Consider the following 26,836-nt stretch of genomic DNA (forward strand, 5'->3'; position numbering starts at 1 on the left):
GCCCCGCCGTCAGCCGTTGATGACGAGCGTCACCGGCTCGCTGAGCTTGGTGCCGACCCGGGCGAAGACCTGGTACGTCCCGCCCGGCGGGTTCGGCCCGGACGCCACCCCGTTGGCGCAGCGGCTGACGTCCATGCCGTTCCAGGTCAGCTGGTAGGAACGCTCGAAGCCCGGAACGAAGGACTGCACGTCGGAGCCCTTGCCGGTGCCGCAGGTGTCCGACGACCAGACCTTCGCCGCGCCGGCCTTGATGAACAGCTCCTGCACGTCGGCGCCGACATCCCGGCTGCAGGTCCGCTGCGACTTGTTCCTGATCTTCAGGCTCAGGTCGACGGGAGCACCCCGCTGCACCTCGGACGGCAACGCCACCGCGGCCACCGTGATCTCGGCGTCCGTGCAGGTGCCGTCGTCGACGACGGCCGGCCCGGCCGGCGCCACCGGGGGGTCGGCCGGCGGGGCGGTGGTCGTACCCGGGCCGGTTGCCGGGACACCCGACCCGCCCGGCGCCCCGGACGCGGCCGGCGGGTCGGCGGACCCCGGGGCCGGCGCCGAGCCGGTCGGTGACGACTGCACCGCGGGCGACGGCGTGGGCCGCGCCCCCGGCGTGGTCGTCGTGTCGCCCGACTGGTTGCAGGAATAGAGCAGGACAATCAGGAAGAGAAGCCCTGCTCCGAGTACGACGGCGCGACGCCGCCAGTACACGGCGGATGGCAAGGGACCGACCGTCAGACGCATGATGCCTCACCGTAGTCGCGCGCCGCACGAGGACCCGTCGCGACGCGCCGGACGCCTCCCGCCTCACCGAACGACCTCCACCCACGACAGACGTCGGGTGGGGTCACAGGTAGACCTTGCGCTGGTAGACGGCGTGCGCGCCGGCCACCCGGTCGAGAAAGAGCAGCCCGGCGCAGTGGTCGATCTCGTGTTGCAGCGCGCGGGCCTCGAACCCGTCGGTGACCAGCCGGACCGGCTTCCCGGTGCCCGGCACGGCTCCCTCGATGACCAGTCGGCTGGCCCGCTTGACGTCACCGGTCAGGTCGGGCACCGACATGCAGCCCTCCCTGCCGGCCTTCCACCGGCTCGCCTCCACCACCCGGGCGTTGCAGAGCACGAAGGCGCCGTGCACGGCGGCCGCCTTCGGGTGGCCGGTGACGTCCACCGCGAAGACCTGGGCACCCACCCCGACCTGCGGCGCGGCGAGGCCCACGCAGCCCGGCGAGACCCGCATCGTGGCGATCAGGTCGGCGGCGAGGCGGACCACCTCGTCGGAGGTCGGGTCCACCTCCGGCCCGGGCCGGCTGAGCACCGGGTCGGGGGCGGAGACCACCACGCGCACCTCCCCCGGCAGGCCCAGCGTCCCGGGAGTCCAGTCGCCGAGGCCGGCGTACTCCTCCTCGCTCACAGCAGGTCCGGATCGGCCGGCCGCAGGGACACCTCGACGCCCAGGTCGGCGGCGGCCCGGGAGAGCCGTCCGGCCAGCTCGTCAGCGGTGCCCGGAGGCAGGTCCACCTCGGCGACCACCACGTAGAGCGAGCCGGCCAGCCGGGTGCTGAGATCGGTCACGTTGCCGCCGGCGTCGGCGAGCACCCGGGTCATCGCCGCCACGATGCCCATCCGGTCCGCGCCGTGCACCGCCATCACGTACGGCTCGCCGGGCCGCGCCGTCACACCGTCCGGGGTGACCGCCCGTACGGTGGCCAGCAGGTGGCCGTCGGCGGCGAGCGGGGCCAGCGCGGCCTCGACCTCGGCGGCGGCCGGGCCGACGCAGATCAGGGTCATCGCGAAGTGACCCCGCAGCCGGGTCATGGTGGAATCGGTGAGGTTCGCGCCGAGCCGGGCGAGCACCTCGGCGACGTCGGCCACGATGCCGGGCCGGTCCCGGCCGATGACGGTGATCGCGAGCTCGTTCATCCGGGCATTCTCCCGGATCCGGGTCCGACTCCCGCGCCGCCCCGCCCGGCCCGCCCATCCTGCGGGAAGGCGGCGCGTGACATCATCGGCGACGCGATGACTGCACCCATCTTCGCCACCCGGGTCAGCCGGTGGTACCAGCAGAACGCCCGTGACCTGCCGTGGCGCGAGCCCGGGGTCGGGGCGTGGCCGATCCTCGTCAGCGAGGTCATGCTCCAGCAGACCCCGGTGGTCCGGGTGCTCCCCGCCTGGCACGCCTGGCTGGCCCGCTGGCCCGATCCCGCCGCGCTGGCCGCCGACACCCCGGCCGAGGCGATCCGGATGTGGGGCCGGCTCGGCTATCCCCGCCGGGCGGTACGGCTGCGCGACTGCGCGGCGGCGATCGTGGAGCGGCACGGCGGGGCGGTGCCCGACCAGCTGGACCAGCTGCTGGCGCTGCCCGGCATCGGGACGTACACCGCGCGGGCGGTCGCGGCCTTCGCGTACGGGCAGCGGCATCCGGTGGTCGACACCAACGTCCGGCGGGTGGTCTCCCGGGCGGTGGCCGGCGAGCCGGACGCCGGACCGGCCACCCGCCCGTCCGATCTGGTCGCCTGCGAGGAGCTGCTGCCGGTCGAGCCCGCCGCCGCGGCGCTGGCCAGCGCGGCCTTCATGGAGCTCGGGGCGGTGGTCTGCACGGCCCGCTCGCCGCGCTGCGCGGACTGCCCGGTCGAGTCGGTCTGCGCCTGGCGGGCCTCCGGCCAGGCGGCGCCCGCCGGCCCGACCCGGCGCCCCCAGCGGTACGCCGGCACCGACCGCCAGGTACGCGGGCTGCTGCTCGGCGTGCTCCGCGAGGCCACCGGCCCGGTCCTGCACCAGCGGCTGGACCAGGTGTGGAACGACGACGTGCAACGGTCCCGGGCACTCGCCGGGCTGGTGAAGGACGGCCTGGTGGAACCGGTTGGCGAGGAGTCGTTCCGGCTCATCGGCGACGGCCCCACCGCCCCGGCCGGGATCTGAACCCGACGGTGGTGTGCACTGCCTCGTCCTCCGCCGCCGGGGTGTGCTCCGTCACCAGCATGCCGGTCGGCACCCGGGCGTCCCGGGCCCGCCGAAACGCGTCGATGAGTCGCCGCGCGGCGATGGTCCACAGCCAACCGACCGCACTGCCCGCGGCCCGGCGGCCACCGAACGCGCCAGCGGCCCGCCACACCGCCACGTAGGTGTCCTGCATGAGCTCGGCCACCAGGGTCGTCGTCGGCGCAGCGACGCCGAAGCCGGACCGCCAGCCACGGCGAGGTACGCCGGTACAGCTCGTCGAACGCCGTCCGGGATACGGTTCTCGGCGAGGACGGGCAATGCGGAAAAGGCGACGGCCCGGTGGCTCACGCCACCGGGCCGTCGCCCTCGTGCTGTCGTGCCTACTCGTCCGCACCCGCGGTGGCGGCGCCACCGAGGTCGGCCGGGACGGCGTCCGGCACCTCGGCCGGCCGGTCCGAGCCACGGAAGACCAGCTTCGACTTGTCGATGTCCTCCGGGTCGCCCTCGCAGTCCACCACCACGATCTGACCCGGGGTCAGCTCGTTGAAGAGGATCCGCTCGGAGAGGTTGTCCTCGATGTCGCGCTGGATCGTGCGACGCAGCGGACGCGCACCGAGCACCGGGTCGAAGCCCTTCTTCGACAGGTACTTCTTGGCGTTGTCGGTCAGCTCCAGGCCCATGTCCTTGTTGTGCAGCTGCTTCTCGATCCGCTGGATCATGATGTCCACGATCGAGAGGATCTCGTTCTGGCGCAGCTGGTGGAAGACGATGGTGTCGTCGATCCGGTTGAGGAACTCAGGCCGGAAGTGCTGCTTGAGCTCGTCGTTGACCTTCTGCTTCATCCGGTCGTAGGTGGACTCCGAGTCCTCCGACGCCTGGAAGCCGAGCGACACCGCCTTGGCGACGTCACGGGTACCGAGGTTGGTGGTCAGGATGATGACCGTGTTCTTGAAGTCCACGATCCGACCCTGACCGTCGGTGAGCCGACCGTCCTCCAGGATCTGGAGCAGCGTGTTGAACACGTCCGGGTGGGCCTTCTCGATCTCGTCGAAGAGGACCACCGAGAACGGCCGACGCCGCACCTTCTCGGTCAGCTGACCACCCTCGTCGTACCCGACGTAGCCGGGAGGGGCACCCACCAGCCGGGAGACCGTGTAGCGGTCGTGGAATTCGGACATGTCCAGCTGGATGAGGGCGTCCTCGCTGCCGAACAGGAACTCGGCAAGCGCCTTGGAGAGCTCGGTCTTACCGACGCCGGACGGGCCGGCGAAGATGAACGAGCCGGACGGACGCTTCGGGTCCTTCAGGCCGGCCCGGGTACGCCGGATCGCCTTCGAGACCGCCTTGACCGCGTCCTCCTGGCCGATGACGCGCTTGTGCAGCTCGTCCTCCATGCGCAGCAGGCGCGAGGTCTCCTCCTCGGTCAGCTTGTAGACCGGGATTCCGGTCCAGTTGCCGAGCACCTCGGCGATCTGCTCGTCGTCGACCTCGCTGACGACGTCCAGGTCACCGGCCTTCCACTCCTTCTCCCGCTGCGCCTTCTGGCCGAGGAGCTGCTTCTCCTTGTCGCGCAGCTGGGCGGCGCGCTCGAAGTCCTGCGCGTCGATCGCGGACTCCTTGTCGCGACGCACCTGGGCGATGCGCTCGTCGAAGTCGCGCAGGTCTGGCGGCGCGGTCATCCGGCGGATCCGCATCCGGGCACCGGCCTCGTCGATCAGGTCGATCGCCTTGTCCGGCAGGAAGCGGTCGGAGATGTACCTGTCGGCCAGAGTTGCGGCAGCCACGAGAGCTGCGTCCGTGATGGAGACGCGGTGGTGCGCCTCGTAGCGGTCGCGCAGGCCCTTGAGGATCTCGATGGTCTGGGCCAGCGTGGGCTCACCCACCTGGATCGGCTGGAAGCGGCGCTCAAGGGCCGCGTCCTTCTCCAGGTGCTTGCGGTATTCGTCCAGGGTGGTGGCGCCGATGGTCTGCAGCTCGCCACGGGCCAGCATCGGCTTGAGGATGCTCGCCGCGTCGATCGCGCCCTCGGCGGCACCCGCACCCACCAGGGTGTGGATCTCGTCGATGAACAGGATGATGTCGCCGCGGGTGCGGATCTCCTTGAGCACCTTCTTGAGGCGCTCCTCGAAGTCACCGCGGTAGCGGGAACCGGCGACCAGGGCACCCAGGTCGAGCGTGTAGAGCTGCTTGTCCTTGAGCGTCTCGGGCACCTCGCCCTTGATGATCTTCTGGGACAGCCCCTCCACCACGGCGGTCTTGCCGACGCCGGGCTCACCGATCAGTACCGGGTTGTTCTTGGTACGGCGGGAGAGCACCTGCATGACCCGCTCGATTTCCTTCTCGCGCCCGATCACCGGGTCGAGCTTGCCCTCGCGGGCGGCCTGGGTCAGGTTGCGGCCGAACTGGTCCAGCACGAGGCTGGTCGACGGCGCGGCCTCGCCCGGCGCGGCGCCCGCCGCGGCCGGCTCCTTGCCCTGGTAGCCGGAGAGCAGCTGGATCACCTGCTGGCGGACCCGGTTGAGGTCGGCGCCGAGCTTGACCAGCACCTGGGCGGCGACGCCCTCACCCTCGCGGATCAGGCCGAGCAGGATGTGCTCCGTGCCGATGTAGTTGTGGCCGAGCTGCAGCGCCTCGCGCAGTGACAGCTCCAGCACCTTCTTGGCCCGCGGCGTGAACGGGATGTGCCCGCTCGGCGCCTGCTGACCCTGACCGATGATCTCCTCGACCTGCTGGCGGACGCCCTCGAGGGAGATGCCGAGGCTCTCCAGGGCCTTAGCCGCGACGCCCTCACCCTCGTGGATCAGGCCCAGCAGGATGTGCTCCGTACCGATGTAGTTGTGGTTGAGCATCCGGGCCTCTTCTTGGGCCAGGACGACAACCCGTCGCGCTCGGTCGGTGAACCGCTCGAACATGCCCTCGTGCTCCTCACGTGCCGTGCGCCTTGATTACCATGATCTTGGCGGGGCCGGTGCGCGGACGTCCGGGACGGGCGTCCGTGCCTCATTACTCTATCGCCGCCGACCGACTCCGCTGAGGTCGTGTGTCCCCGTGCTGAGCCGTTCAGACGTCGTTTTGACCAACCATCCGCGCTCAGGAGGTGTTCCGGGACCCCGACCTGTACGCGCAGAGCGAAATTCGCCGCGGGTGCGCAGGGCCTTCCGGCGGCGCGGCGGCCTCGTCCACAGGCTGTGGACGGAATCTCCACCGGTTGTGGACAACGTCCGCCGGGATGGAAAATTCCCGCCCGGGCAGCCACGGGAAGGGACCCCGGATACGGCGACGCCGGCCCGGAGCCATGCTCCGGTCCGGCGTCGTGTCGCCTCGGCCGTCGGTCAGTGACCGGCCTTGGAGTGGTACTCGTCGACGATCTCCTGCGGGATGCGACCCCGGTCGGAGATGTCCTTGCCGGCCTTCTTGGCCCAGGCGCGGATCGCCTTGTTCTGCTCGCGGTCGGCGGTGGCGCCGCCCCGACCTCGCGCCGCCCGGCCACCCACGACCACGCCGCCCCGACCGACCCGGTTGCCCGCCGCCACGTACGGCGCGAATACGTCGCGCAATTTCTCGGCGTTGGAGTTCGACAGGTCGATCTCGTACTGAACACCGTCGAGGGCGAACTTGACGGTCTCGTCCGCGTCCCCGCCGTCCAGGTCATCGACCAGCTTGTGAATGATCTGCTTGGCCACGTCCCACATTCCTTTCGAGCAGGGTGCTCCTGCAATAGGAGCACGATAACCTGCGCGATGGTTGCCGCGTCAATAGGATGCGGTAACGACCCGGGGAAGTCGCCCGCCGGTCACTCGGGTCGGACCAACGGGAAGAGGATCGTTTCCCGAATTCCCAGGCCGGTGAGCGCCATCAAGAGCCGGTCGATTCCCATTCCCATACCCCCGGCCGGGGGCATTCCATACTCCATGGCCCGGAGAAAGTCCTCGTCCAACCGCATGGCCTCGTCGTCGCCACGGGCGGCGAGCTGCGCCTGGGCGACCAGCCGCTCCCGCTGCACCACCGGGTCCACCAGCTCGGAGTACGCGGTGCCCAGCTCGAAGCCGAGCACGTAGAGGTCCCACTTCTCGGCCAGCCCCGGCTCGCTGCGGTGCGCCCGGGTCAGCGGGCTGGTCTCCTCCGGGTAGTCCCGCACGAAGGTGGGCGCCTGCAGGGCCGGCACCACCAGCTCCTCGAACAGTTCCTCGGTCAGCTTGCCCGGACCCCACTTGGGGTCGACGGAGAGTCCGACCTTGTCGGCGTACTCCACCAGACGGGCACGATCGGTGCGGACCGTCACCTCCTCGCCGAGGGCCTCCGAAAGCACCCCGAACAGGGTCACCGAACGCCACTCGCCGCCCAGGTCGAACTCCTGGCCGTCGGCGTGGGTCACCACGGTCGAGCCGCTCACCGCGATCGCCGCCTGCTGCACGAGATTGCGGGTCAACTCGGCCATGGTGTCGTAGTCGCCGTACGCCTGGTACGTCTCGAGCATCGCGAACTCCGGCGAGTGCGAGGAGTCGATGCCCTCATTACGGAAGTTGCGGTTGATCTCGAAGACCCGGTCGACGCCGCCGACCACGGCCCGCTTGAGAAACAGTTCCGGCGCGATTCGCAGATACAGATCGGTGTTGAGCGCATTGCTGTGGGTCACGAATGGGCGGGCCGCCGCGCCACCGTGCAGCAACTGGAGCATCGGGGTCTCCACCTCGATGAATCCCTGGCCGTGCAGCGAATCACGGAGGCTGCGCACGGTCGTCGCCCGGGTGCGGACCATCTGCCGCGCCTGCGGGCGGACGATCAGGTCCACGTAACGCTGGCGGACCCGGGCCTCCTCGCTGAGCGGCTTGTGCGCCACCGGCAGCGGGCGCAGCGACTTGGCGGTGACCGCCCACTCGTCGGCCAGCACGGACAGCTCGCCCCGGCGGCTGGTGATCACCTCACCGGTCACCCCGACGTGGTCGCCGAGGTCCACCAGGCGCTTCCAGTCCTCCAGCCGCTCGGCGCCGACCCGGTCCAGGGAGAGCATCGCCTGCAGCTCGGTGCCGTCGCCGTCCCGCAGGGTCGCGAAGCAGAGCTTGCCGGTGTTCCGTACGAAGATCACCCGACCGGTGACCGAGACCCTGTCCCCGGTGGCGGTGTCGGTGGGCAGCTCGGCGTACTTCTCGCGGATCTCCGCCAGGGTGCTGGTCCGGGGGAAGCCGACCGGGTACGGCTCGACGCCCTCGGCGAGCATCCGGTCCCGCTTCTCCCGGCGGACCTTCATCTGCTCGGGAAGGTCGTCGGCGGGGTCGACTGGCACGGCGTTCTGCTCGGTCACGGCACGCTTCCTCAAGAAGGAGATATCGGCGGGGTCAGTCCCCGAGCGTACTCAAACGCCCAGGTGGCCGTTACGGGATAACCTGCCCGCCATGACGGACGCCACTCAGGCCCTCTCGTTCGGGGCCGCCGCGAGCGATTACGACCGGTTCCGACCCCGCTATCCTGAAGCGGCGCTCCGCTGGGCGCTCGACGGGATGGTCGCGCCCGCCCGCGTCGTCGACCTCGGGGCCGGCACCGGCATCCTCACCCGCGGCGTGCTCGCGCTCGGCCACCAGGTGGTGCCGGTCGAGCCCGACCGCGGAATGCGGGCCCAACTGGACGCCGCCACCCCGGGCACCACCGCCCTGGCCGGCAGCGCCGAGGCGATGCCGCTGCCGGACGGCGCGGCGGACGCGGTGCTGGTGGGCCAGGCGTACCACTGGTTCGACAAGGAGCGCGCGCACGCCGAGGTCGCCCGGGCGCTCCGGCCGGGTGGGACGTTCGCCCCCATCTGGAACACCCGGGACGACAGCGTCGAGTGGGTGGCGGAGCTGGGCAGGATCGCCGACCCGAGGGGCCACGCCGGCGACCTGATCGAGAAGGTCACCGACTTCGGCCCGGCGTTCGGGCCGGTGGAACTGGCCGAGTTCACGCACCGGACCACGCTCACGCCGGAGGAGGTGGTCGGCATGCTGCACACCCGCTCGTACTGGCTGACCGCCCCGCCGCACGAGCGGGAGCGGGTCGACCGGGAGCTGCGGGAGCTGTTCGCCAGCCACCCGGACCTGGCCGGGCGGGAGACCGTCGAGCTGCCGTACCGGACGCTCGTCTTCCGGGCCCGGCGCCCCTGAGCCCCGCACGGCGCCCGACCCCCGACGGTGGCCGGGGTCAGGTGTTGCGCTCGTAGACCATCCGCAGGCCGATCAGGGTGATCATCGGCTCGTGGTGGGTGATGGTCCGGCACTCGCCGATCACCACCGAGGCCAGCCCGCCGGTGGCGATCACGGCCTTCACCTCGCCCAGTTCCTCGGCCATCCGCTCGACGATCCGGTCCACCTGGCCGGCGAAGCCGAAGTAGAGGCCGGACTGCAGGCACTCGACGGTGTTCTTGCCGATCACCGAGCGGGGCCTGGTCGCCTCCACCTTGCGCAGCTGGGCGGCGCGGGCGGCGAGCGCGTCGAAGGAGATCTCGATGCCCGGAGCGAACGCCCCGCCGAGGAACTCGCCCCGACCGCTGATCACGTCGAAGTTGGTGGTGGTGCCGAAGTCGACCACGATCGACGGTCCGCCGTAGACGGTGTACGCCGCGAGGGTGTTCACCACCCGGTCGGAGCCGACCTCCTTGGGGTTGTCGATGGCCAGCTGCACACCGGTGCGCACCCCGGGCTCGACGATCACGCTCGGCAGGTCGGCGTAGTAGCGGGCCAGCATCGTGCGCAGCGAGCGCAGCGCGGCCGGCACGGTCGAGCAGGCGGCCACCCCGGTGATCTCCACGGCGTCACCGGCCAGCAGCCCGCGGAACATCAGACCCAGCTCGTCCGCGGTGGAACGGGCATCGGTCTTGATCCGCCAGGAGTGCATCAGCTTGTCGCCGTCGAAGGTCGCCAGCACGGTGTTGGTGTTTCCGATGTCGATGCAGAGCAGCACGCACGCAGCCTAGACGCCGGCCAGCGGGTGAGCGCGAGGAGTGAGCCGGGTTTGCGAGCCCCGCAGTCGCGAACGAAGGGCGGCTCGACCGGCTCACTCCGTCCGCAGGTCCAGCGCGATGTCCAGGATCGGCGAGGAGTGGGTCAGCGCGCCGACCGAGATGAAGTCCACCCCGGCCGCGCCGTGCGCGGCGGCCACCGGCAGGGTGAGCCCGCCGGTCGCCTCCAGTTCGGCCCGGTCGCCGACCTTCGCGACCACCTCGCGCAGCGTCTCCGGGGCCATGTTGTCCAGCAGCAGGAAGTCCGCGCCGGCCTCGACCGCCTCCACCGCCTCGGCCACCGTGTCGACCTCGACCTGCACCGGCACGTCCGGGAACGCCTCCCGGACCCGGCGGTAGGCGGCCGTGATGCCACCCGCGGCGAACTTGTGGTTGTCCTTGATCATGGCGACGTCGTGCAGGCCCATCCGCTTGTTGGTGCCGCCGCCGGCGCGGACCGCGTACTTCTCGAGGGCGCGCAGGCCGGGGGTGGTCTTGCGGGTGTCCAGCACCATCGCCTTGGTGCCGGCCAGCGTGTCCGCCCAGGCCCGGGTGTGGGTGGCCACCCCGGACATCCGGCAGAGCAGGTTGAGCGCCGTCCGCTCGGCGGTGAGCAGCAGCCGGGTCGGGCCGGTCACCGTGGCCAGCACGTCGCCGCGCGCCACCCGCGCGCCGTCGTGGGCCAGCACCGACACCTCGACGGTACGATCCGACCCGGTCACCTCGCCGACCAGCTCGAAGACGGCCGCGGCCACGGCCAGGCCGGCCACCACGCCGTCGGCGCGGGCCACCAGGTCGGCGGTGTCGGTCTGCGCGTCGGGGATGGTGGCCACGCTGGTCACGTCGAGGAAGTCCGGCCCCAGGTCCTCGGTGAGCGCGTCGACGATCACCCGCCGTACCCGCTCCGGGTCCAGGCCACCGGCCCGCAACGCCTGCTCCGTCGACTCCCTCATCGCGACTCCTCCCACTGCTGCGTCACCCGGCCCCGCACCCCGACCGCCTCGACGAGGTGGCCGCGCCACCGCTCGTCGGCCGTCGGGAAGTCCTCCCGCCAGTGGCATCCCCGGGTCTCCTGGCGCGCGCACGCGGCGGCGACCAGGGCCGACGCCACGGTGATCAGGTTGGTCGCCTCCCAGTCGGCGGTCCGCGGGGTGCCCCGGCCGGCGCCGATCCCGCCCAGCGTCGCCGCCGTGTCGGCCAGGGTCGCCGCCGAGCGGAGCACGCCGGCACCCATGGTCATCGCCCGCTGCAGCGCCGGAGTGCCCGCGGCGGGCACCACCCAGCCGTCGCCGCCCACCCAGGCGCCGGTCTCCGCCGGCTTCGCCTGCTCCGGCAGGCCGGCGGCGATGTCCTCGGCGATCCGGCGGGAAAAGACCAGCCCCTCCAGCAGGGAGTTGCTGGCCAGCCGGTTGGCGCCGTGCACACCGGTGCAGGCGACCTCGCCGCAGGCGTACAGGCCGGGAATGGAGGTGCGGCCGCGCAGGTCGGTGCGGACGCCGCCGGAGGCGTAGTGGGCGGCCGGGGCGACCGGGATCAGGTCGGTGGCCGGGTCGACGCCGATCGCCAGGCAGGAGGCGACGATGGTCGGGAAGCGCCCGGCGAGGAAGTCCCCGCCCAGGTGCCGGGCGTCCAGGAAGACGTGGTCCGCGCCGGTGGCCAGCAGCACCCGGTGGATGCCCTTCGCCACCACGTCCCGGGGGGCCAGCTCGGCCAGCTCGTGCTGCCCGACCATGAACCGCTTGCCGTCCGCGTCGACCAGGTGGGCGCCCTCGCCGCGCAGCGCCTCGGAGACCAGCGGCTGCTGGGCCAGCCCGGCGCCGGGCACCCGGGCGTGCTCCGGCACGATCAGCGCGGTCGGGTGGAACTGGACGAACTCCACGTCGGTGACCGCCGCGCCGGCCCGCATCGCCAGCGCCACCCCGTCACCGGTGGAGACCGCCGGGTTGGTGGTGGCCGAGAAGATCTGCCCCATCCCGCCGGTGGCCAGCACCACCGCGCGGGCCAGCAGCGCGCCGACGCCGTCCTCGCTGCCCTCGCCGAGCACGTGCAGGGTGATCCCGCAGGCCGGGCCGAGCCCGTCCGGGCCGTCGCCGGGGGCGCGGAGCAGGTCCAGCACCAGGGCGTGCTCGACCAGCCGGATCCACGGGTCGCGCCGGACCGCCGCGTGCAGCGCCCGCTGCACCTCGGCGCCGGTGGCGTCGCCGCCGGCGTGCACGATCCGGTCCGCCCGGTGCCCGCCCTCCCGGGTGAGCATCAGCGAGCCGTCCGGGTTCCGGTCGAACTCGGCCCCGATCCGCATCAGCTCCCGCAGCCGGGTCGGCCCCTCCTCGACCAGCACCCGCACCGCCGCCGGGTCGCAGAGGCCGACACCGGCGATCTCGGTGTCCGAGGCGTGCGCGGCCGGGGTGTCCGCCGGGTCGAGCACCGCGGCGATCCCGCCCTGCGCCCACCGGGTCGCACCCTCGTCGATGTTGACCTTGGTGACCACGGTGACGTGCAGGCCCGCCTCGCGCAGGTGCAGCGCGGCGGTGAGACCGGCGACCCCGGAACCGACCACGATCACGTCGGTGGTCTCCACCCAGCCGGGCGCGGGAGCGGCCAGCAGCCGGGGCAGGGCCGGCAGGTCGACGGTCGGAAGTTCCATGGACACAGTCAACCCGAACGGCCCTCACCACGGGCGGCGGGGGCACGACGAGTGGTATGGGCTACGGCGTCGGGTTACCTGGTCCGGACCGGCAGGCCGGCCGGGCCGCCGCCCTTCAGCGAGGCGGTCACCGTACGGTCGCTGAGCCACAGGTAGCAGCGGACGCCCCGGTCACCGACCCGCCAGCGACCCGCGCCGGGCGGGCGTACCACCACGCCGCTGCGGAACCGCAGGTCGGCGTCGTCCGGCACGCCGACGTACCGGCCGAGCAGCGTACGACAGCCGGCGTAGAGCGGGAGCCAGTCGGTGTCCCTCGTCGGGTACGGCCGGTCCGGCGCCTTCCACACCCCGACGAACTCGGCGTCGTGGCTGGTGCCGCAGGCCACCGGGGTCAGGGTGCGCACTCCCCGCACGGCGCCCACCTTCGTCTGCTGGCAGCCCAGCCGCAGCGCGGACGGCCCCTTGAGCGCGTCGCGCAGGCTGCCCGTCCGGGTCACCACCGTCGCCGCCGCCTCGACGGTGGTCAGCTCGCTGAGGTCGCAGCGGTACCAGCGGGAGCCGGCCACCCAGCCGGGCGCGGTGGACAGCGCCACCGCCAGCCGCAGCCGCCCGGCCCGCCAGTCGTCGCCGACGTACCCGGTGGCCCGGGTGTCGCACTCGGCGAAGGCGCCGCGCAGCTCGGCCGAACCGCTGGCCGGCGGGGTGGCCCGGCCGCCCGGGAAGGTGCCCACGTGCACGGTCTCCACCCGGTGCGCCACCGCGCAGTCCACCGGCGCGTATCCGCCCAGCGTGACCGTCTCGGTGAAGTCGGCGACCTGGCAGACCCCCGCCTCCGGGGTGAAGGCCCCGGCCGCGGGCGGCGGCGCCCAGTCGTCGGTGAGGTCCCCGTCGAGCCCGCCCGGAGCGCCGCAGCCGGCCAGCAGGAAACCCGCGACCAACGCGGCGACCGGAGTCGTCATCGCACGGCGCATCGCGGCCTCCCCCAGCCCGACGACCGTCAATCGGACGGTCCGCTCAGGGTAACCAAAAATGACCTTCCGGTGACAGAACGGAGGTCCGGCTCAGCCGACGACGGCGAGGGGGCTGGGGACGGGGTCGCCGGCGGTGCCGGGGGCCACCGCGGCGGGGTCGGCGCCCAACTCGATCACCTTGTTCTCCGCGTCCACGTGCACCACCCGAGGCTGGTACGAGCGGGCCTCGGCGTCGTCCATCTGCCCGTACGAGATGAGGATGACCAGGTCACCGGGGTGCACCAGGTGCGCCGCGGCGCCGTTGATGCCGATCACGCCGCTGCCCCGCTCGCCCGGGATCACGTACGTCTCCAGCCGGGCCCCGTTGGTGATGTCCACGATCGCGACCTGCTCGCCGGGGAGCAGGTCGGCGGCGTCGAGCAGATCCTGGTCCACGGTCACCGAGCCGACGTAGTGCAGGTCGGCCTGGGTCACCGTGGCCCGGTGGATCTTCGACTTGAGCATGGTCCGGAACATCGGGGTGCCTTTCCGCGGGGTCTGGTGGGTGGGATGGTCAGGAACGGGGGGCGAGCCGGATCGCCATGTTGTCGATCAGCCGGGTGCTGCCCACCCAGGCGGCGACCAGCAACCGGGCCGGGCCGGCGACCGGACCGGGCTCCAGGCCCGGGTCGGTGAGCACCAGGTAGTCCAGCTGCGCGCCCGGGACGCCCGCCCCGAACACCCGGTGCGCCGCGGCCAGCACCTCCCCGGCGTCGCGCCCCTCCTCGGCGGCTTCGGCCCCGGCCCGCAGCGCGGCCGACAGGCTCAGCGCGGCCCGCCGCTCGTCCGGCGAGAGGTAGCGGTTGCGGCTGGACAGCGCCAACCCGTCCGGCTCGCGGACGGTCGGCACGCCGACCACCTCGACCGGTACGTCCAGGTCCCGGGCCATCCGCCGGACCAGGGTGAGCTGCTGGTAGTCCTTTTCGCCGAAGAAGGTCAGATCCGGCCGGGTGAGCTGGAGCAGCTTCATCACCACGGTGAGCACGCCGTGGAAGAAGCCGGGCCGGCTCTGCCCCTCCAGGTCCTCGCCGAGCGGGCCCGGGTTGACCCGGACCGCGGGCTGCCCGTCCGGGTACATGTCGGCCACCGACGGGGCGAAGACCACGTCGGCCCCGGCCCGGCGGCAGATCTCCAGGTCGGCGTCGAGGGTCCGCGGGTAGCGGCCGAAGTCCTCGTTCGGGCCGAACTGCAGCGGGTTCACGAAGATCGTCACCAGCAGGTGGTCGGCCCGCTCCCGGGCCGCCCGCAGCAGCGTCTCGTGGCCGGAGTGCAGCGCGCCCATGGTCATCACCACGCCGACGCTGCCCTTCAGCGCGTCCCGCGCCGCCGCCAGCTCCGCCCGCGTGTGCACCAGCTCCGTCACGCCGCCACCTCCCGATGGATCCCCGCCAGCACGTCGAGCAGCGACTCCGCGTCCACCGGCCGCAGCCGGCCCGCGGCGATCGCGCGGTCGGCACTACGCCGAGCCAACGCCAGGTAGGGGGCGACCGATTCCGGCGCCGTCTCCGCCAGCCGCTCCAGGTGCCGGCGTACGGTGCCCGCGTCGCCGCGGGACACCGGGCCGGTCAGCGCGTCGTCGCCGAGGCGCAGCGCGTTCTCCAGGGCGGCCCGCAGCAGCGGGGCGAGCACCTTCTCCGGCTGGGCCACCCCGGCGTCGCGCAGCCGGTCGGCCGCCTCGTTGACGAGGGTGACCAGGTGGTTGGCGCCGTGCGCCAGCGCCGCGTGGTAGAGGGGCCGGTCGGCCTCGCCGACCCACTCGGGCACTCCGCCCAGGTCGGCGACGAGCCGGGCCGCGAGGGGGCGCAGCTCCACCGGGGCGGTCACCCCGTACGAGATGCCGGCGAGCCGGCCCAGGTCGTCCGGCGTACCGGTGAAGGTCATCGCCGGGTGCAGGGCGAGCGGCCGGGCGCCCACCGCGGCGGCCGGGGCGAGCACGGCCAGGCCGTGCGCGCCGGAGGTGTGCGCGACCACCTGGCCGGGGCGCAGCGCGCCGGTCTCGGCCAGGCCCGCCACCACGCTCGCCAGGGCGTCGTCCGGGACGGCGATCAGCAGCAGGTCGGTGGCGGCGCGGGCCACCGAGGTGGCCGAGCGGTTGCGGGTGCCGGGAAGCAGCAGGGCGATCCGGGCCTTGGCCGCGCCGGAGACGCCGGAGGCGGCGACCACCCGGTGGCCGGCGGCGGCGAGCGCCGCGCCCAGCACGGCGCCGACCCGGCCGGCGCCGATGACGCCGACGGTCAGGGTGCGGGGGAAGGCGAGCGGGGCGCCGGCAGGGGCGCCGCCCGACGGTACGGCGGCCTCACGCGGGGCGGCCGGACGCGGGCGCAGCGGTGCGCTCATGGCAACGATCCAGTCCTTGGAGGGGGTACCGGTCGACCGCAAGTATGCGCCGGGGTGACAGAGCCCAAACAAGGATGTGTGAAAACCTTCACCGGCCGGCGGGCAGGGCGTTCCCCGGGGGCACGGCCGGCCCGCCACGGTTACAGTGCCGGCTGTGACCCAGCGGGTGGTGGTGGACGAGATCGGCGTCTGGACCGAGGATGCCGGTCACCGCCTGGGCTGGCCATGGTCGGAGATCCAGCACGTCTCGGTCTCCGCTCTCGCGCCCGAGGAGCAGAGGTTCCGGTACGTCGAGGTCACCCACGTCTCCGGCGAGTTCATGGAGATCGGCGAGACGGTCGACGGCTTCCGGGAGGCGGTGCGAGCCATCTCCGCCCGCGCCGGCCGACCGGCTCCCGACCTCGACGCGCTCCGGGCGTCCGACCCGATGCTGGAGATCTGGTCCGCCCCCACGGCCGGCCGATGACCGGGCACGAGGGCCCGCTGCGATGGCGGGACGCGATGGACCGGGCCCTCTACGGACCGGGCGGGTTCTTCGTCTCCGGGGCCGGGCCGGCCGCACACTTCCGCACCAGCGCGCACGCCTCCCCCGCCTTCGCCTCGGCCCTGCGGCGGCTGGTGGAGCAGGTCGACGCGGCGCTCGGCCACCCCGCCCGCCTCGACGTGGTCGACGTGGGCGCCGGCCGGGGTGAGCTGCTCCGGTCACTCGCCGTCGGGCTCTCCGGGGAGCCGCTCGCCCGTCGGGTACGGCTCACCGCCGTCGAGCGGGCGCCCCGTCCCGACGACCTCCCCGCCGGGATCGACTGGCGGGACGGGATCCCGGAGGAGATCACCGGGCTGCTGATCGCCACCGAGTGGCTGGACAACGTCCCGCTCGACGTCGCGGCGCACACCGGCGACGGCTGGCGCCACCTGCTGGTCGACCCGACCACCGGCGACGAGTCCGTCGGTGGCCCCGTGGACCCCGCCGACGCCGACTGGCTGGACGCCTGGTGGCCCGTACCGGCAACGAGAGCCGAGATCGGTCGGAGCAGGGACGACGCCTGGGCCGACGCGGTGGGGCACGTCGACCGGGGGCTGGCGTTGGCCGTGGACTACGGGCACCTGAGGGACGGGCGACCGGTCGACGGCAGCCTGACCGGGTACCGGGGCGGGAGGCAGGTGCCCCCGGTGCCGGACGGGACCTGCGACGTTACCGCGCACGTGGCCGTGGACTCGGTCGCCTCCGCCGGTGAGCGGGTCGCCCGGTGTGCGTACTCCCTGGGGTCGCAGCGGGAGGCGCTGCGGGCGCTCGGGGCCGACGGCGGCCGACCGGCGCTGAGCCTGGCCGCCCACGACCCGGCCGGGTACGTGCGGGCGCTCGCCGCCGCGTCGGCGGTGGCCGAGCTGACCGACCCGGCCGGGCTGGGCGGGCACTGGTGGCTCCGGCAGCCGGTCGGCGTCGACCTCGACGCGTTCATGGCACGATGACGGACATGACCACGGACGCCGGCGACCTCCGCGAGCTGACCGTCGGCACCGGCGCCGGGCTGGTGGCGGACACCGGCGGAGCGCAGCTCGGCACCGACATGGTGCTCAACATCGGCCCTCAGCACCCCTCCACGCACGGTGTGCTCCGGCTCAAGCTGGTGCTCGACGGCGAGCGGGTAATCGCCGCCGAACCGATCGTCGGCTACATGCACCGGGGCGCGGAGAAGCTCTTCGAGGTCCGCGACTACCGGCAGATCATCGTGCTGGCCAACCGGCACGACTGGCTGTCGGCGTTCGCCAACGAGCTGGGCGTGGTGCTCGCCGTCGAACGGCTGATGGGCATGGAGGTGCCCGAGCGGGCGATCTGGCTGCGGATGGCCCTCGCGGAGCTGAACCGGGTGCTCAACCACCTGATGTTCCTCGGCTCGTACCCGCTGGAGATCGGTGCGATCACCCCGGTCTTCTACGCGTTCCGGGAACGGGAGACCCTTCAGGCGGTGATGGAGGAGGTCTCCGGCGGCCGGATCCACTACATGTTCAACCGGGTCGGCGGGCTCAAGGAGGAGGTGCCGGCCGGCTGGACCGGTCGGGCCCGGGCCGCCATCGGCGAGGTCCGCCGGCGGATGCCCGACCTGGACAACTTGATCCGGCGCAACGAGATCTTCCTGGCCCGTACCGTCGGGGTGGGGGTGCTCACCGCGGCGGAGGCCGCCGCGTTCGGCGCGTCCGGGCCGGTCGCCCGCGCCTCCGGCCTGGACATGGACCTGCGCCGGGACGAGCCCTACCTGGCGTACGACCAGCTGGACGTCCCGGTGGTCACCCGCACCGCCGGCGACTGCCACGCCCGCTTCGAGGTGCTGCTCGACCAGGTGTACGCCTCGCTCGACCTCGCCGAGCAGTGCCTGAACCGGGTCGACCGGCTGACCGGGCCGATCAACACCCGGCTGCCGAAGGTGCTCAAGGCACCCGAGGGGCACACCTACGCGTGGACCGAGAACCCGCTCGGCATCAACGGCTACTACCTGGTGTCCCGGGGCGAGAAGACGCCGTGGCGGCTCAAGCTGCGCACCGCCTCCTACGCCAACGTGCAGGCGCTGGCAACCCTGCTCCCCGGCTGCCTGGTGCCGGACCTGATCGCCATCCTCGGCTCGATGTTCTTCGTGGTCGGCGACATCGACAAGTGACCGGTCGCGGCCCATGGTGGCCGGTCCGGCGCGGTCCCATCGGGGCCGGCGCGCCGCGACGCGGCCGGTGACAGGTCAGCCCCAGCGACCGCCGGCGCGCGGGGCGTCGTCGCGCGGCGGGTAGTAGCCGTACCGCTCCTCGCCGCCCCACTGCTGACGACCGCGCGGCTCCGGCTCCGAAGCCCGCGACGCCTCGGCCGACTCCCGGTCCCACTGCGCGGGCGGGGGCCACTGGCCGGCCGGCTGCTGGCCCCACCGCTCCTCGGCGGGCTGCTGGCCCCACCGCTCCTCGGCGGGCAGCCGGTCCCACCGGTCCCCGGCCGGCTGCTCGTCCCGCGTCGAGGGACGCCAGTCCTCCGGTACGGGCACCCCGCCGGCCGGCAGCGCCGGCCGGTCCGCCGGCTCGACCCGACCGCCACCCCACTGCTCACCGGCCCGGTCGTACTCCCGGCGCGGGTCGGCCCCGCGCGCGTCGTCGCGGCGCGGCTCGTCGTGGCGCACCGAGGCCCAGCGGTCGGAGAACCGGAACTCGGCGCCATCGGCGTGCACCTCCGCCCGCCGCTCCCCGACCCGCACCTCGCGGGCGTGCCCGTCGTCGCGGACCTCCGCCCAACGGTCCCCGGCCCGCGCCCCGGACCAGTTCGTCCCGGCCTCCTCGACGGGGTACGAACGGCCGGCCCAGGGCTGCTCGGGTCGGTCGTCGACCGCGCCGGACCAGGAGCGATCGTCGCGCTGCCCGTCCCGCCAGGAGCGCTCGTCACGCGGCGCGTCCGGCCGGGGCCGCTCGTCGCGCCAGGAGCCCTCGTCACGGTGGGGCCACTCGTCACGCTGCCCGGGACTGCCGCCCCGGGAACGGTCCTCGGGCTGGCCCGGCCAGGCCCGGTCGGTCGGTTCGTGCTGGCCCGACCAGGAGTCCTCCGGCGCCCCGCCGGCCCAGGACGATTCCTCCGGGGACGGCGTCCAGCGGCCGGCGTACCCCCCGCCGCCGTAGGCGTTCCCGACCGCCGGGTCGGCACCGTCCATCACCGTGTGCCGGGTGGTGACGTGGACGGTCTCGGTGTGCCGCACCACGCCGAGCGGGCGGGGGGCGGGCTCCGGGGCGGACGCGGAGCCGCGCGGTTCGCGGGCGGGGGCACCGTACACCCCGGCCTGCCCGGCGGCCGGGCGCTCGGCGCCGTACCGGCCGTCGTCTTCCCGGTCGGTCGTGGCCCGGCCCCAGGCGGCCGGGGTCTCCTCGGCGGCCCGCCGCCGGCCCGCCGGGGCGTCGTCGTGCTGCTCGGGTGCGGGGACCCGGGCCCGACCCGCGCCGGCCCGTTCGTCCGCGGCGGGCGGGCTGATCCCGGCGGCTGCGGCGATGCCGGCCGCCGCCGCGTCCAGCCGGCGGCGCAACGCGGAGACCTGGTCCTCGACCCGCTGGGCCTGGTCGAGCGCCTGGTTGCCGCGCTGGGCGGCGGCCACGATCTCGCTGCGCAGCTCCCGGCGCAGCTGCTCCAGCTCGTCCAGCAGCTCCTCGCCACCCGGTCGCCCGCCGCCGTCGGCCCGCAGCGCGATCGACAGGCCGATCAGGACCACCGCCACGATGGCCAGCACCGCGGCGAACCGCAGCGGGCCGTTGCCGTCGGCGACCAGCAGGATCAGCGCGGCGATCGGGGCGATCGCCACACCGATCCAGAACAGGACGGTCAGCAGCTGCGGGTTGCGCTTCTCGGGGAGGACCGGGGCGGACATGGCTGTGCAGCCTACCGAGAGTTGGCCTGGCGGGGAACGGTCCCGGACCCCGTTCACCGGCCATTTTCCGTGCCGGATCCCGGTCGCGGCCGGGCGGGCCGACCGCGACCGGGGACCGGGGTCAGCTGGCGGCGAGCGCGCCGTCGGAGGAGAAGACCAGACCCACGCTGGCGGTGCCGGTCTTCAGCGCGTTCTTGCTCTGCGGACCACCGGCGTCCAGCGAGCTGAACGAGCCGGCCTTGAAGTCGTAGACCTCGACCAGACCGGCCTGGCACTTGGGGCGCTGCGGGCACTCCGGCGGGCCGGCCAGCACGGTCGCCTGGCCGGAGCACTTGCTCGCCAGGTCGGAGAGCGTCTTCAGGCCGTACTTGTCGGCGAAGGCCTGGGTGACGGCGAAGGCGTTCTGGTCCTGGGCTTGGGACGGAGCGCCGAAGGTGATGCCGACCTTGTCGCCGGAGGCCTTCAGGGCGGTGACCGTCTTGTCCAGCTCCGGGGAGGAGACCGGGGTGGCGTTCTTGCCGTTGGCCTTGGTGTTGAGGAACTCGGCCATGGTCGCCGCGTACTCCGGGACGACCTGGATCTCACCCTTCTCCAGGGAGGGCTCGTAGAGCTCCCGGTTGCCGATCTGCTGCACCTTGACCTGGTAGCCGGTCGCGGTCAGCGCGATGTTGTAGAGCTCGGCCAGGGTCTGGCTCTCGGAGAAGTTGCCGGCGCCGACCACGATCCGACCGCCGGGGCCCTTGGCGATGCCCGTGGTGAGGTTGTTGGCCGCGGCGAACTCCTCGGCGGCCGACTTCGGCGTCTTGCGGTCGACGTCGACGGCCTTGTTGAGCGCGATCAGCTTCGGCGTGTCCAGCGCCGCGGAGACCTTGTCCAGCGCGGCGATCAGCTGGGGGTTGGCCACGTCGGCGTTGACCGCCGGGATGATGTTGTCGGTGTTCTGGAGCCTCTTGTCGTCGTCCAGGACGACCAGCTTGTCGCCAGCGACCGGGGCGCAGCCCGCGCCGCTGGCGCCCTGCTCCGGCGCGTCGGTTCCGGACGAACCGGCGTCCCCGCACCCGGTGAGCAGACCCGCCGCGGTGAGGACGCCCATCGCGCCGACCGCCAGCCGTGTCCGTACGCGCATTGTGCCCGCCTTCCGTGTCCCGGCGCGGCCCACCAGGGCCGGCCGCGTGTCCGACGGACGATCCGGTCGGGCCGCCCGCGGTTCCACCCAATATCCTCCGGCCCGGACCGACAAACTCGGGGCGATGTTCGTCACCGGATCGTCATCGACCGGTTCAGCTCCCGGCGGTCGCGTCCGCCGCCCGCCGGTTGGCCACCCGCCGGGTACGCCGCAGCGGACGCGGGGTGACCAGGCGCTCGACCACCGCGAGGAGCCCTTCGACCAGCAGGGCCAGCCCGGCCACCAGCAGCCCGCCGGCGATGATCTGCCCGCCGCCGGCGGCGATGTCCAGCCCGAAGCCGGCCCGGATGATCTGGCCGAGCCCGCCGCCGTTGACGAACGAGGCGAGCGCGGCGGTGGCGACCACCTGCACGGCGGCGGTCCGGAACCCGGCGGCCAGGTACGGCACCGCCAGCGGCAGCTCCACCCGGCGCAGCACCTGCCACCCGGACAACCCCATCCCCCGGGCCGCGTCCCGCGCCTCCGGGTCGACCTGCCGCACCCCGGTGTACGCGTTGGCCAGCAGCGGCGGCACGGCGAAGACGGCCAGCGCGACCACCACGGCCGGCCGGCCGAAGCCGAGGAAGGTCAGCGGCAGGATGGTCAGCAGCGCCAGGGTGGGGATGGAGAGCGTCAGGTTGGAGATCAGCACCACCGCACCGCCACCGCGGCCGGTGTGCCCCAGCCAGAGCCCGATCGGCCAGGCCACCAGGCAGCCGAGCAGCACCGCCGCGGCGGACATGCTCAGGTGCTCGCCCAGCCGGTCCAGGACGCCGCCCGGGTTGGTCCAGTTCAGCGGGTCGTTGAGCCAGAGCACCGCCTGCTCGACCGGATTCATCGGACCTGCCCCCGCAGCCAGGGGGTGAGCAGCCGGCCCAGCCCGGCCAGGATCAGGTCCAGCACCAGGGCCAGCAGCACGCAGAGCACCGTCCCGGTCATGATCTCGGCCTTGTAGAAGTTGTTCTGGAAGCCGGCGAAGATGAGCTGGCCCAGGCCGCCGCGCCCGACCACCACCCCGACGGTGACCAGCGCGACCGTGGAGACGGTGGCCAGCCGTACGCCGGTGAGGATGCCGGGCAGCGCCAACGGCAGGTCGATCCGGAACAGCCGGGCCCAGCGGCCGTACCCCATCCCCTCGGCGGCGTCGCGCACCTCGGGTGGCACCTGGTTGAGCCCGGCCACCGCGTTGCGCACGATGACCAGCAGCGCGTAGAGCACCACCACGGTCAGCACGGTGACCGCACCGATGCCCAGGTAGGGGGCGATGAAGGCGAACAGCGCCAACGACGGGATCGTGTAGAGCACGCCGGTGAGTGCGAGAATCGGGCCGGCGAGGGTGCGGAACCAGTACGCGGCCACCGCCAGCGGCAGGGCCACCAGGGCGGCGATCAGCACCGCCCGGGCGGTCAGCGAGGCGTGCTCCCGCAGCGCGGCCAGGATCGTGTCAGAGTTGTCCCGCACGTACTGCCAGGAGAACCAGGGGTTACCCGGATCGGCCCGGTAGCTCAGGTGGAAGGACACACGTGGACGTTACCCCGGGAACCCCCGCCGACGCTGGACAGAGCGCGGCGTCGATCACCCTGGACGGCATCCGCAAGCGCTACCCGGACAGCACGGAGGCGGTGCGGGAGCTCAGCCTGGAGGTCAAGGCCGGCGAGCTGGTGGTGCTGATCGGCCCGTCCGGCTGCGGCAAGTCCACCGTGCTCCGGATGATCAACCGGCTGATCGAGCCGACCGGCGGGCGGATCCTCCTCGGCGACGAGGACATCACCCGGGTCGACCCGGTGAAGCTGCGTCGCCGGATCGGGTACGTCATCCAGAACGTCGGGCTCTTTCCACACCAGACCGTGGCCACCAACGTGGGCACCGTGCCCCGGCTGCTCGGCTGGCCGAAGGAGCGGATCCGCCAGCGGACCAGCGAGCTGCTGGAGCTGGTGGGGCTCGACCCGGCGCAGTTCGGCCGGCGCTACCCGCACGAGCTCTCCGGCGGCCAGCGGCAGCGGGTCGGGGTGGCCCGGGCGCTCGCCGCCGACCCGGTGGTGCTGCTGATGGACGAGCCGTTCTCCGCCGTCGACCCGATCGTCCGGACCCGGCTGCAGGAGGAGTTCCTTCGGCTCCAGGCCGAGGTCCGCAAGACCATCGTGCTGGTCACCCACGACCTCGACGAGGCGGTCCGGCTCGGCGACCGGATCGCGGTGCTCTCCGAGGGCGGCCGGCTGGAGCAGTACGACACCCCGGCGGCCCTGCTCGGCGCCCCCGCCTCGCCGTTCGTCCGCGAGTTCGTCGGCGCTGACCGGGGCATCCGGCGGCTGGCGGTCACCCCGGTCACCCGCGAGGTACTGGCCCCCGGGCCGGGCGGGGCGGACCTGCCTGCGGTGCCGCTGGGCGGGTCGGCGTACGACGCGCTCGCCGCGATGCTCACCTCCGGCACCGACGCGGTCGTGGTCACCGCCGACGATCGGCCGGTGGGGACGCTCAGCCGGTCCCGGGTGCTCGAACTCGGTCAGACCGGCGCCTGACGCTCCCGGCGGGGCGGTCGGGCCCGGCGGCGGAACCGGCTCGCGGGCCGGGCGGTCAGGCCCGGCCGCCGAGGCTGGCCAGGCCGATGATCCATCCGGCGAAGAAGCCGTACGTGGCACCCGTCCCGGTGGTCTGGAACGCGGCGAGCAGCGACCCGTCGCTGGTCAGCAGCGCCGCCAGCAGGGTGGCCACCGCGGCGGCGAGGGTGTACGCCGCCCAGCCGGAGAGGAACTGGCTGGCCGAGCCCTGCACCCGGGCGACCTGCGAGGTGGGCAGCAGGTAGAGGAAGGTCGCGGCGAACACCACCAGCAGGATGGCCCGCAGGTCGGTGGCGAGCACGCCGTGCTCCGGGTCGGCCGAATGGAGCCGCCAGGCCGGCCAGGCGAGCAGCCGCAGGAACCAGCCGCCGGCGGAGTTCGGGTCGGTGTGGTCCTCGGCCCAGCCCACGTACCACGGGCTGCCGCACACGCCGACCAGGATGAGCGCGGCGAAGGCGCCGGTCCCCGCGGCGGTGCCGTACCCGCTGACGGTCCGGGGGCGGTTGGTGAGGGCCATGCGGCGGGAAGTTCCCGAGCCGCCCCGGCCGGCAAACCTCCGCCACCCGGCGGTACGACCGGTCAGTGCTTCGTCAGGTAGTCGATGAACGCCGCGCGCAGCAGCGGGGCGGACTCCTCGTAGCCGTGGCCGGTCAGCTCCCGCCACAGCGCCGACGCCTCGTCGATGGTCGGGCCGATCGAGTTCACCGCCCCGTCCAGCGCGGCGGCCTCGTCGGCATTCGGCAGGTGCCGCAGCACCGACCAGAAGAAGCCCACGTCGCGACGCTCCCGGGCCAGCGCGAAGGCCCGCTTCCGCAGCTCCTCGGTAGGGAGGGCGTCGAGCTCGTCGAAGGTGCGGCCGGTACCGGCGGAAGGAGTCTCGGTCATGTCCGCGAGCCTATCCGGCGAGATCACCGCCGACCCGCCGGACGGGGCACGGCACCGTCGGATCGCCGGCTCCGAGCCGGCCCCCGTTATCCAGGCCCGCTCAGCGGTCCCCGGTGTCCCAGCGGTCCGCCCCCGCTTCCCAGCGCGGCGCCTCCCACGGGTCCGGCGGGGTGGCCGGCGACTGCGCCGGCAGCGCGGGCGGCCAGTGGCCGTTCTGGCTCGGCCGGGGCAGCGACCAGCCGGAGCTGATCGTGCCGTCGCCGGCCGGGGCGAGCTCGGCCACCTCACCGACCGTCCCACGGGGGCGGCCGTACGCCTCGACCAGGCGGGTCACCACCAGCCCGGCGCCGAGCGCCGCCCCGCCGACGGTCCACCGGCCGACCGTCCAGCCCCGCGCCGCCGCCCAGGCCTGGAAGACGACCACCAGGCTGACCGCGGTCAGCGTGCCGAAGACCCCGCCGCGCCGGCCGTACGCGCTGGTGCCGGCGAGCATCGCCACGCCGACCGCCAGCACCGTCCAGTCCAGCCCGGAGGTGGGCGCCACCGGGCCGGTGGAGTTCGCGGCGAGCAGCACCCCGGCCAGCATGGCCAGCACCGTGGAGCCGACCAGCGCGGCGGCCGTCACCAGGGCCGCCACCACGCCCCGGCGCCGGGCCGGATCGGTCACCGGCCGGAACCGGCCGACCAGCCGCCGGACCGCCCGGATCGCGCCGAAGATCCCACCCAGCGCGGCGACCGCGGCGAAGCCGGCGAAGAGGTAGAAGGCGGTCCGGTGCGGGTCGTAATCGCCCTGCACCGCCACCGGCGCGGTACGCCGCTCGATCCAGACGATCACGCCCGCCGCCGCGGCCAGGCTGGCGGCCCAGCCGGGCACGTGCAGCACCACCACCGCCCAGGCCAGGGCCAGACCGCCGAGCGCGGCGGCCACCAGGGCCGGGGTGAGCGCCGTGGGCACTCCCCGGTCGCCCTGCTCGGCGAAGTGCAGCGCGGCGGCCACGGCGACCGGCCCGACGGCGAGGTTCACCGCCGCGGTGCGCAGGCTCAGCCCGGCGGCGAGGGCGAGCAGGCCGAGCCCGACCGTGTCGACCAGCAGGCTCCGCAGGCCGTCGCCGCGCAGGGCGTCGGCGTTCTCCCGCCAGAGCAGGACGCCGAGCACCGCCAGCGCGACCAGGAGCACCGTCTCCCAGAGCAGGTGCACCCCGACCCGGTCCCGACCCGGCTCGCCGTGGCTCGGATCGTCGAAGACGTTCTCGAGCCTGGGCGCGGGGACACCCGGCGAGGGCTCCGCCGACGCGGTGCGGCCCGGTTCGTCGTACGCCATGCCGCGCCTCCCACGTGGCCGGCCGTCACCGTCGACGGCCGGCTGATTCCGGTCGCCAGGGACGGTACCTGCGCCGGAGGCCGGACGTAACCCCCTGATCAGCGCTGGCCCGGTCGGCCCTGCCGATCGGGGCCGTCCCGGTCCTCGTCGTCCTCCTGTTCGGGGACCCGGCAGGAGCGTTCCAGCCAGAGCGCGGCGCCGACCAGGGCGAGCGAGGCGAGCAGCCCTGCGCCGCCCACCGGCCGGTCGCCGATCGCCGCATCGGTGTCCTCTATGAAGAGCCAGCCGGTCAGTCCGGCGTAAAAGCCGGTGAAGATCGCGCCGACCAGCGCGGAGGCCTTGGCCAGCACGACGAAGCGGGCGACCAGCAGCGGGTTCACCCGGTCCCGGCCCGGCCTGCGCTCGATCCGGCCCCGGGTGTTGACCGCCGCGTACGCCTCGAGCACCGCGAGCGCGGCCAGCGTGACCGCCGGCAGCCAGGGCAGGCCGGGCGCGAGGTCGTAGTAGAAGCCGCTGATCAGCAACCAGGCCACCCCCGCGGCAGCGAGGGCGGCCACCACCAGGGTGGAGATCCGGGTGGGGCCCATCCGGAAGCGGTCGGGTTCGCTTCCGCGCGGGGGCTGGGCCTGGGTCATG

Annotated in this window: 27 protein-coding genes and 1 pseudogene; 6 read left to right on the forward strand and 22 right to left on the reverse strand. The window is 73.7% G+C overall.

The window, feature by feature from the left end:
• Positions 1-9 precede the first annotated feature (9 nt).
• The 3 genes from ACLQ2U_RS02815 to ACLQ2U_RS02825 all read right to left on the reverse strand — a co-directional run bounded on the left by ACLQ2U_RS02815 (position 10) and on the right by ACLQ2U_RS02825 (position 1,911).
• Complete coding sequence (locus tag ACLQ2U_RS02815; RefSeq protein WP_425748931.1) at positions 10-735, reverse strand: hypothetical protein; 726 nt, start codon at positions 733-735, stop codon at positions 10-12.
• Between the two features lie 103 nt (positions 736-838).
• The gene (locus ACLQ2U_RS02820) at positions 839-1,402 is read right to left on the reverse strand and encodes a peptide deformylase (RefSeq protein WP_425748932.1); all 564 of its coding nucleotides are present in this window, start codon (positions 1,400-1,402) and stop codon (positions 839-841) included.
• Positions 1,399-1,911: a glycine cleavage system protein R gene (locus ACLQ2U_RS02825; protein WP_425748933.1), complete on the reverse strand. Its 513-nt coding sequence runs from the start codon at positions 1,909-1,911 to the stop codon at positions 1,399-1,401. Before ACLQ2U_RS02825 ends, ACLQ2U_RS02820 begins: the two co-directional genes overlap by 4 nt.
• A 96-nt stretch (positions 1,912-2,007) precedes the next feature.
• Here ACLQ2U_RS02825 and ACLQ2U_RS02830 point away from each other — a divergent pair, with 96 nt between their 5' ends.
• Positions 2,008-2,910 carry an A/G-specific adenine glycosylase gene (locus tag ACLQ2U_RS02830; protein WP_425748934.1) on the forward strand — a complete coding sequence of 301 codons (903 nt, stop codon included), beginning with the start codon at positions 2,008-2,010 and terminating at the stop codon, positions 2,908-2,910.
• A 16-nt stretch (positions 2,911-2,926) separates the two neighbouring features.
• Here the strand turns inward: ACLQ2U_RS02830 and ACLQ2U_RS02835 are convergent.
• The 4 genes and pseudogenes from ACLQ2U_RS02835 to lysS form a co-directional block, all read right to left on the reverse strand.
• Positions 2,927-3,203, reverse strand: a pseudogene (locus tag ACLQ2U_RS02835) (RNA polymerase sigma factor); the annotation flags it as partial.
• 108 nt (positions 3,204-3,311) lie between these two features.
• Entirely contained in the window at positions 3,312-5,843 is a 2,532-nt protein-coding gene (locus ACLQ2U_RS02840; RefSeq protein ID WP_425748935.1) for an ATP-dependent Clp protease ATP-binding subunit, read from the reverse strand.
• Between the two features lie 420 nt (positions 5,844-6,263).
• Positions 6,264-6,614, reverse strand: coding sequence for a histone-like nucleoid-structuring protein Lsr2 (locus ACLQ2U_RS02845; RefSeq protein WP_425748936.1), 351 nt, complete (start codon positions 6,612-6,614; stop codon positions 6,264-6,266).
• A gap of 110 nt (positions 6,615-6,724) precedes the next feature.
• Positions 6,725-8,233, reverse strand: a complete 1,509-nt coding sequence (gene lysS, locus ACLQ2U_RS02850) for a lysine--tRNA ligase (RefSeq protein WP_425748937.1) — start codon at positions 8,231-8,233, stop codon at positions 6,725-6,727.
• A gap of 91 nt (positions 8,234-8,324) precedes the next feature.
• On the opposite strand from lysS, the gene ACLQ2U_RS02855 reads away from it, so the two are divergent.
• Positions 8,325-9,065 carry a class I SAM-dependent methyltransferase gene (locus tag ACLQ2U_RS02855; RefSeq protein ID WP_425748938.1) on the forward strand — a complete coding sequence of 247 codons (741 nt, stop codon included), beginning with the start codon at positions 8,325-8,327 and terminating at the stop codon, positions 9,063-9,065.
• 37 nt (positions 9,066-9,102) lie between these two features.
• Here ACLQ2U_RS02855 and ACLQ2U_RS02860 read toward each other — a convergent pair whose 3' ends face one another.
• The 7 genes from ACLQ2U_RS02860 to ACLQ2U_RS02890 all read right to left on the reverse strand — a co-directional run bounded on the left by ACLQ2U_RS02860 (position 9,103) and on the right by ACLQ2U_RS02890 (position 15,889).
• Positions 9,103-9,861 carry a type III pantothenate kinase gene (locus ACLQ2U_RS02860; RefSeq protein WP_425748939.1) on the reverse strand — a complete coding sequence of 253 codons (759 nt, stop codon included), beginning with the start codon at positions 9,859-9,861 and terminating at the stop codon, positions 9,103-9,105.
• A 93-nt stretch (positions 9,862-9,954) separates the two neighbouring features.
• Complete coding sequence (gene nadC / locus ACLQ2U_RS02865; protein ID WP_425748940.1) at positions 9,955-10,851, reverse strand: carboxylating nicotinate-nucleotide diphosphorylase; 897 nt, start codon at positions 10,849-10,851, stop codon at positions 9,955-9,957.
• Complete coding sequence (locus ACLQ2U_RS02870; protein ID WP_425748941.1) at positions 10,848-12,542, reverse strand: L-aspartate oxidase; 1,695 nt, start codon at positions 12,540-12,542, stop codon at positions 10,848-10,850. The genes nadC and ACLQ2U_RS02870 overlap by 4 nt, the downstream gene beginning before the upstream one ends.
• Positions 12,543-12,616: 74 nt before the next feature.
• Positions 12,617-13,513, reverse strand: coding sequence for a septum formation family protein (locus ACLQ2U_RS02875; protein WP_425748942.1), 897 nt, complete (start codon positions 13,511-13,513; stop codon positions 12,617-12,619).
• A gap of 90 nt (positions 13,514-13,603) precedes the next feature.
• Positions 13,604-14,029, reverse strand: coding sequence for an aspartate 1-decarboxylase (gene panD, locus ACLQ2U_RS02880; RefSeq protein ID WP_425748943.1), 426 nt, complete (start codon positions 14,027-14,029; stop codon positions 13,604-13,606).
• Between the two features lie 37 nt (positions 14,030-14,066).
• Entirely contained in the window at positions 14,067-14,915 is an 849-nt protein-coding gene (gene panC / locus ACLQ2U_RS02885; protein WP_425748944.1) for a pantoate--beta-alanine ligase, read from the reverse strand.
• Complete coding sequence (locus tag ACLQ2U_RS02890; RefSeq protein ID WP_425748945.1) at positions 14,912-15,889, reverse strand: Rossmann-like and DUF2520 domain-containing protein; 978 nt, start codon at positions 15,887-15,889, stop codon at positions 14,912-14,914. The genes panC and ACLQ2U_RS02890 overlap by 4 nt, the downstream gene beginning before the upstream one ends.
• Positions 15,890-16,043: 154 nt before the next feature.
• Between ACLQ2U_RS02890 and ACLQ2U_RS02895 the strand changes: the two genes are divergently transcribed.
• The 3 genes from ACLQ2U_RS02895 to ACLQ2U_RS02905 are packed head-to-tail and all read left to right on the forward strand — an operon-like array spanning position 16,044 to position 18,543.
• Positions 16,044-16,355, forward strand: a complete 312-nt coding sequence (locus ACLQ2U_RS02895; RefSeq protein ID WP_425748946.1) for a hypothetical protein — start codon at positions 16,044-16,046, stop codon at positions 16,353-16,355.
• Entirely contained in the window at positions 16,352-17,359 is a 1,008-nt protein-coding gene (locus ACLQ2U_RS02900; RefSeq protein WP_425748947.1) for an SAM-dependent methyltransferase, read from the forward strand. Before ACLQ2U_RS02895 ends, ACLQ2U_RS02900 begins: the two co-directional genes overlap by 4 nt.
• Entirely contained in the window at positions 17,356-18,543 is a 1,188-nt protein-coding gene (locus ACLQ2U_RS02905; protein ID WP_425748948.1) for an NADH-quinone oxidoreductase subunit D, read from the forward strand. Before ACLQ2U_RS02900 ends, ACLQ2U_RS02905 begins: the two co-directional genes overlap by 4 nt.
• 75 nt (positions 18,544-18,618) lie before the next feature.
• On the opposite strand, the gene ACLQ2U_RS02910 is transcribed toward ACLQ2U_RS02905, so the two are convergent.
• From ACLQ2U_RS02910 to ACLQ2U_RS02925, 4 genes are all read right to left on the reverse strand, one after another.
• Positions 18,619-20,271: a hypothetical protein gene (locus tag ACLQ2U_RS02910; RefSeq protein ID WP_425748949.1), complete on the reverse strand. Its 1,653-nt coding sequence runs from the start codon at positions 20,269-20,271 to the stop codon at positions 18,619-18,621.
• A gap of 121 nt (positions 20,272-20,392) precedes the next feature.
• Positions 20,393-21,397 (reverse strand): glycine betaine ABC transporter substrate-binding protein, encoded by a 1,005-nt coding sequence (locus tag ACLQ2U_RS02915; protein ID WP_425748950.1) that lies wholly within the window; start codon positions 21,395-21,397, stop codon positions 20,393-20,395.
• A gap of 154 nt (positions 21,398-21,551) precedes the next feature.
• On the reverse strand, positions 21,552-22,274 hold the full coding sequence (locus ACLQ2U_RS02920; RefSeq protein ID WP_425748951.1) for an ABC transporter permease: 723 nt from the start codon (positions 22,272-22,274) through the stop codon (positions 21,552-21,554).
• A complete protein-coding gene (locus ACLQ2U_RS02925; RefSeq protein ID WP_425748952.1) occupies positions 22,271-22,957 on the reverse strand; it encodes an ABC transporter permease in 687 nt (228 codons plus the stop codon). The genes ACLQ2U_RS02920 and ACLQ2U_RS02925 overlap by 4 nt, the downstream gene beginning before the upstream one ends.
• A 2-nt stretch (positions 22,958-22,959) precedes the next feature.
• Between ACLQ2U_RS02925 and ACLQ2U_RS02930 the strand changes: the two genes are divergently transcribed.
• Entirely contained in the window at positions 22,960-23,955 is a 996-nt protein-coding gene (locus tag ACLQ2U_RS02930; protein ID WP_425748953.1) for an ABC transporter ATP-binding protein, read from the forward strand.
• A 55-nt stretch (positions 23,956-24,010) separates the two neighbouring features.
• Here the strand turns inward: ACLQ2U_RS02930 and ACLQ2U_RS02935 are convergent, their stop codons facing one another.
• The 4 genes from ACLQ2U_RS02935 to ACLQ2U_RS02950 all read right to left on the reverse strand — a co-directional run bounded on the left by ACLQ2U_RS02935 (position 24,011) and on the right by ACLQ2U_RS02950 (position 26,835).
• Positions 24,011-24,511 (reverse strand): hypothetical protein, encoded by a 501-nt coding sequence (locus ACLQ2U_RS02935; protein WP_425748954.1) that lies wholly within the window; start codon positions 24,509-24,511, stop codon positions 24,011-24,013.
• A gap of 62 nt (positions 24,512-24,573) precedes the next feature.
• Positions 24,574-24,879: a hypothetical protein gene (locus tag ACLQ2U_RS02940; RefSeq protein ID WP_425748955.1), complete on the reverse strand. Its 306-nt coding sequence runs from the start codon at positions 24,877-24,879 to the stop codon at positions 24,574-24,576.
• A 100-nt stretch (positions 24,880-24,979) separates the two neighbouring features.
• Positions 24,980-26,200, reverse strand: coding sequence for an ABC transporter permease (locus ACLQ2U_RS02945; RefSeq protein ID WP_425748956.1), 1,221 nt, complete (start codon positions 26,198-26,200; stop codon positions 24,980-24,982).
• A gap of 98 nt (positions 26,201-26,298) precedes the next feature.
• Complete coding sequence (locus tag ACLQ2U_RS02950) at positions 26,299-26,835, reverse strand: DUF3180 domain-containing protein (protein ID WP_425748957.1); 537 nt, start codon at positions 26,833-26,835, stop codon at positions 26,299-26,301.
• Between the last annotated feature and the right edge of the window lies 1 nt (position 26,836).

The sequence above is a fragment of the Micromonospora sp. DT47 genome (genome assembly GCF_049844475.1).
Taxonomy (GTDB): Bacteria; Actinomycetota; Actinomycetes; order Mycobacteriales; family Micromonosporaceae; genus Micromonospora.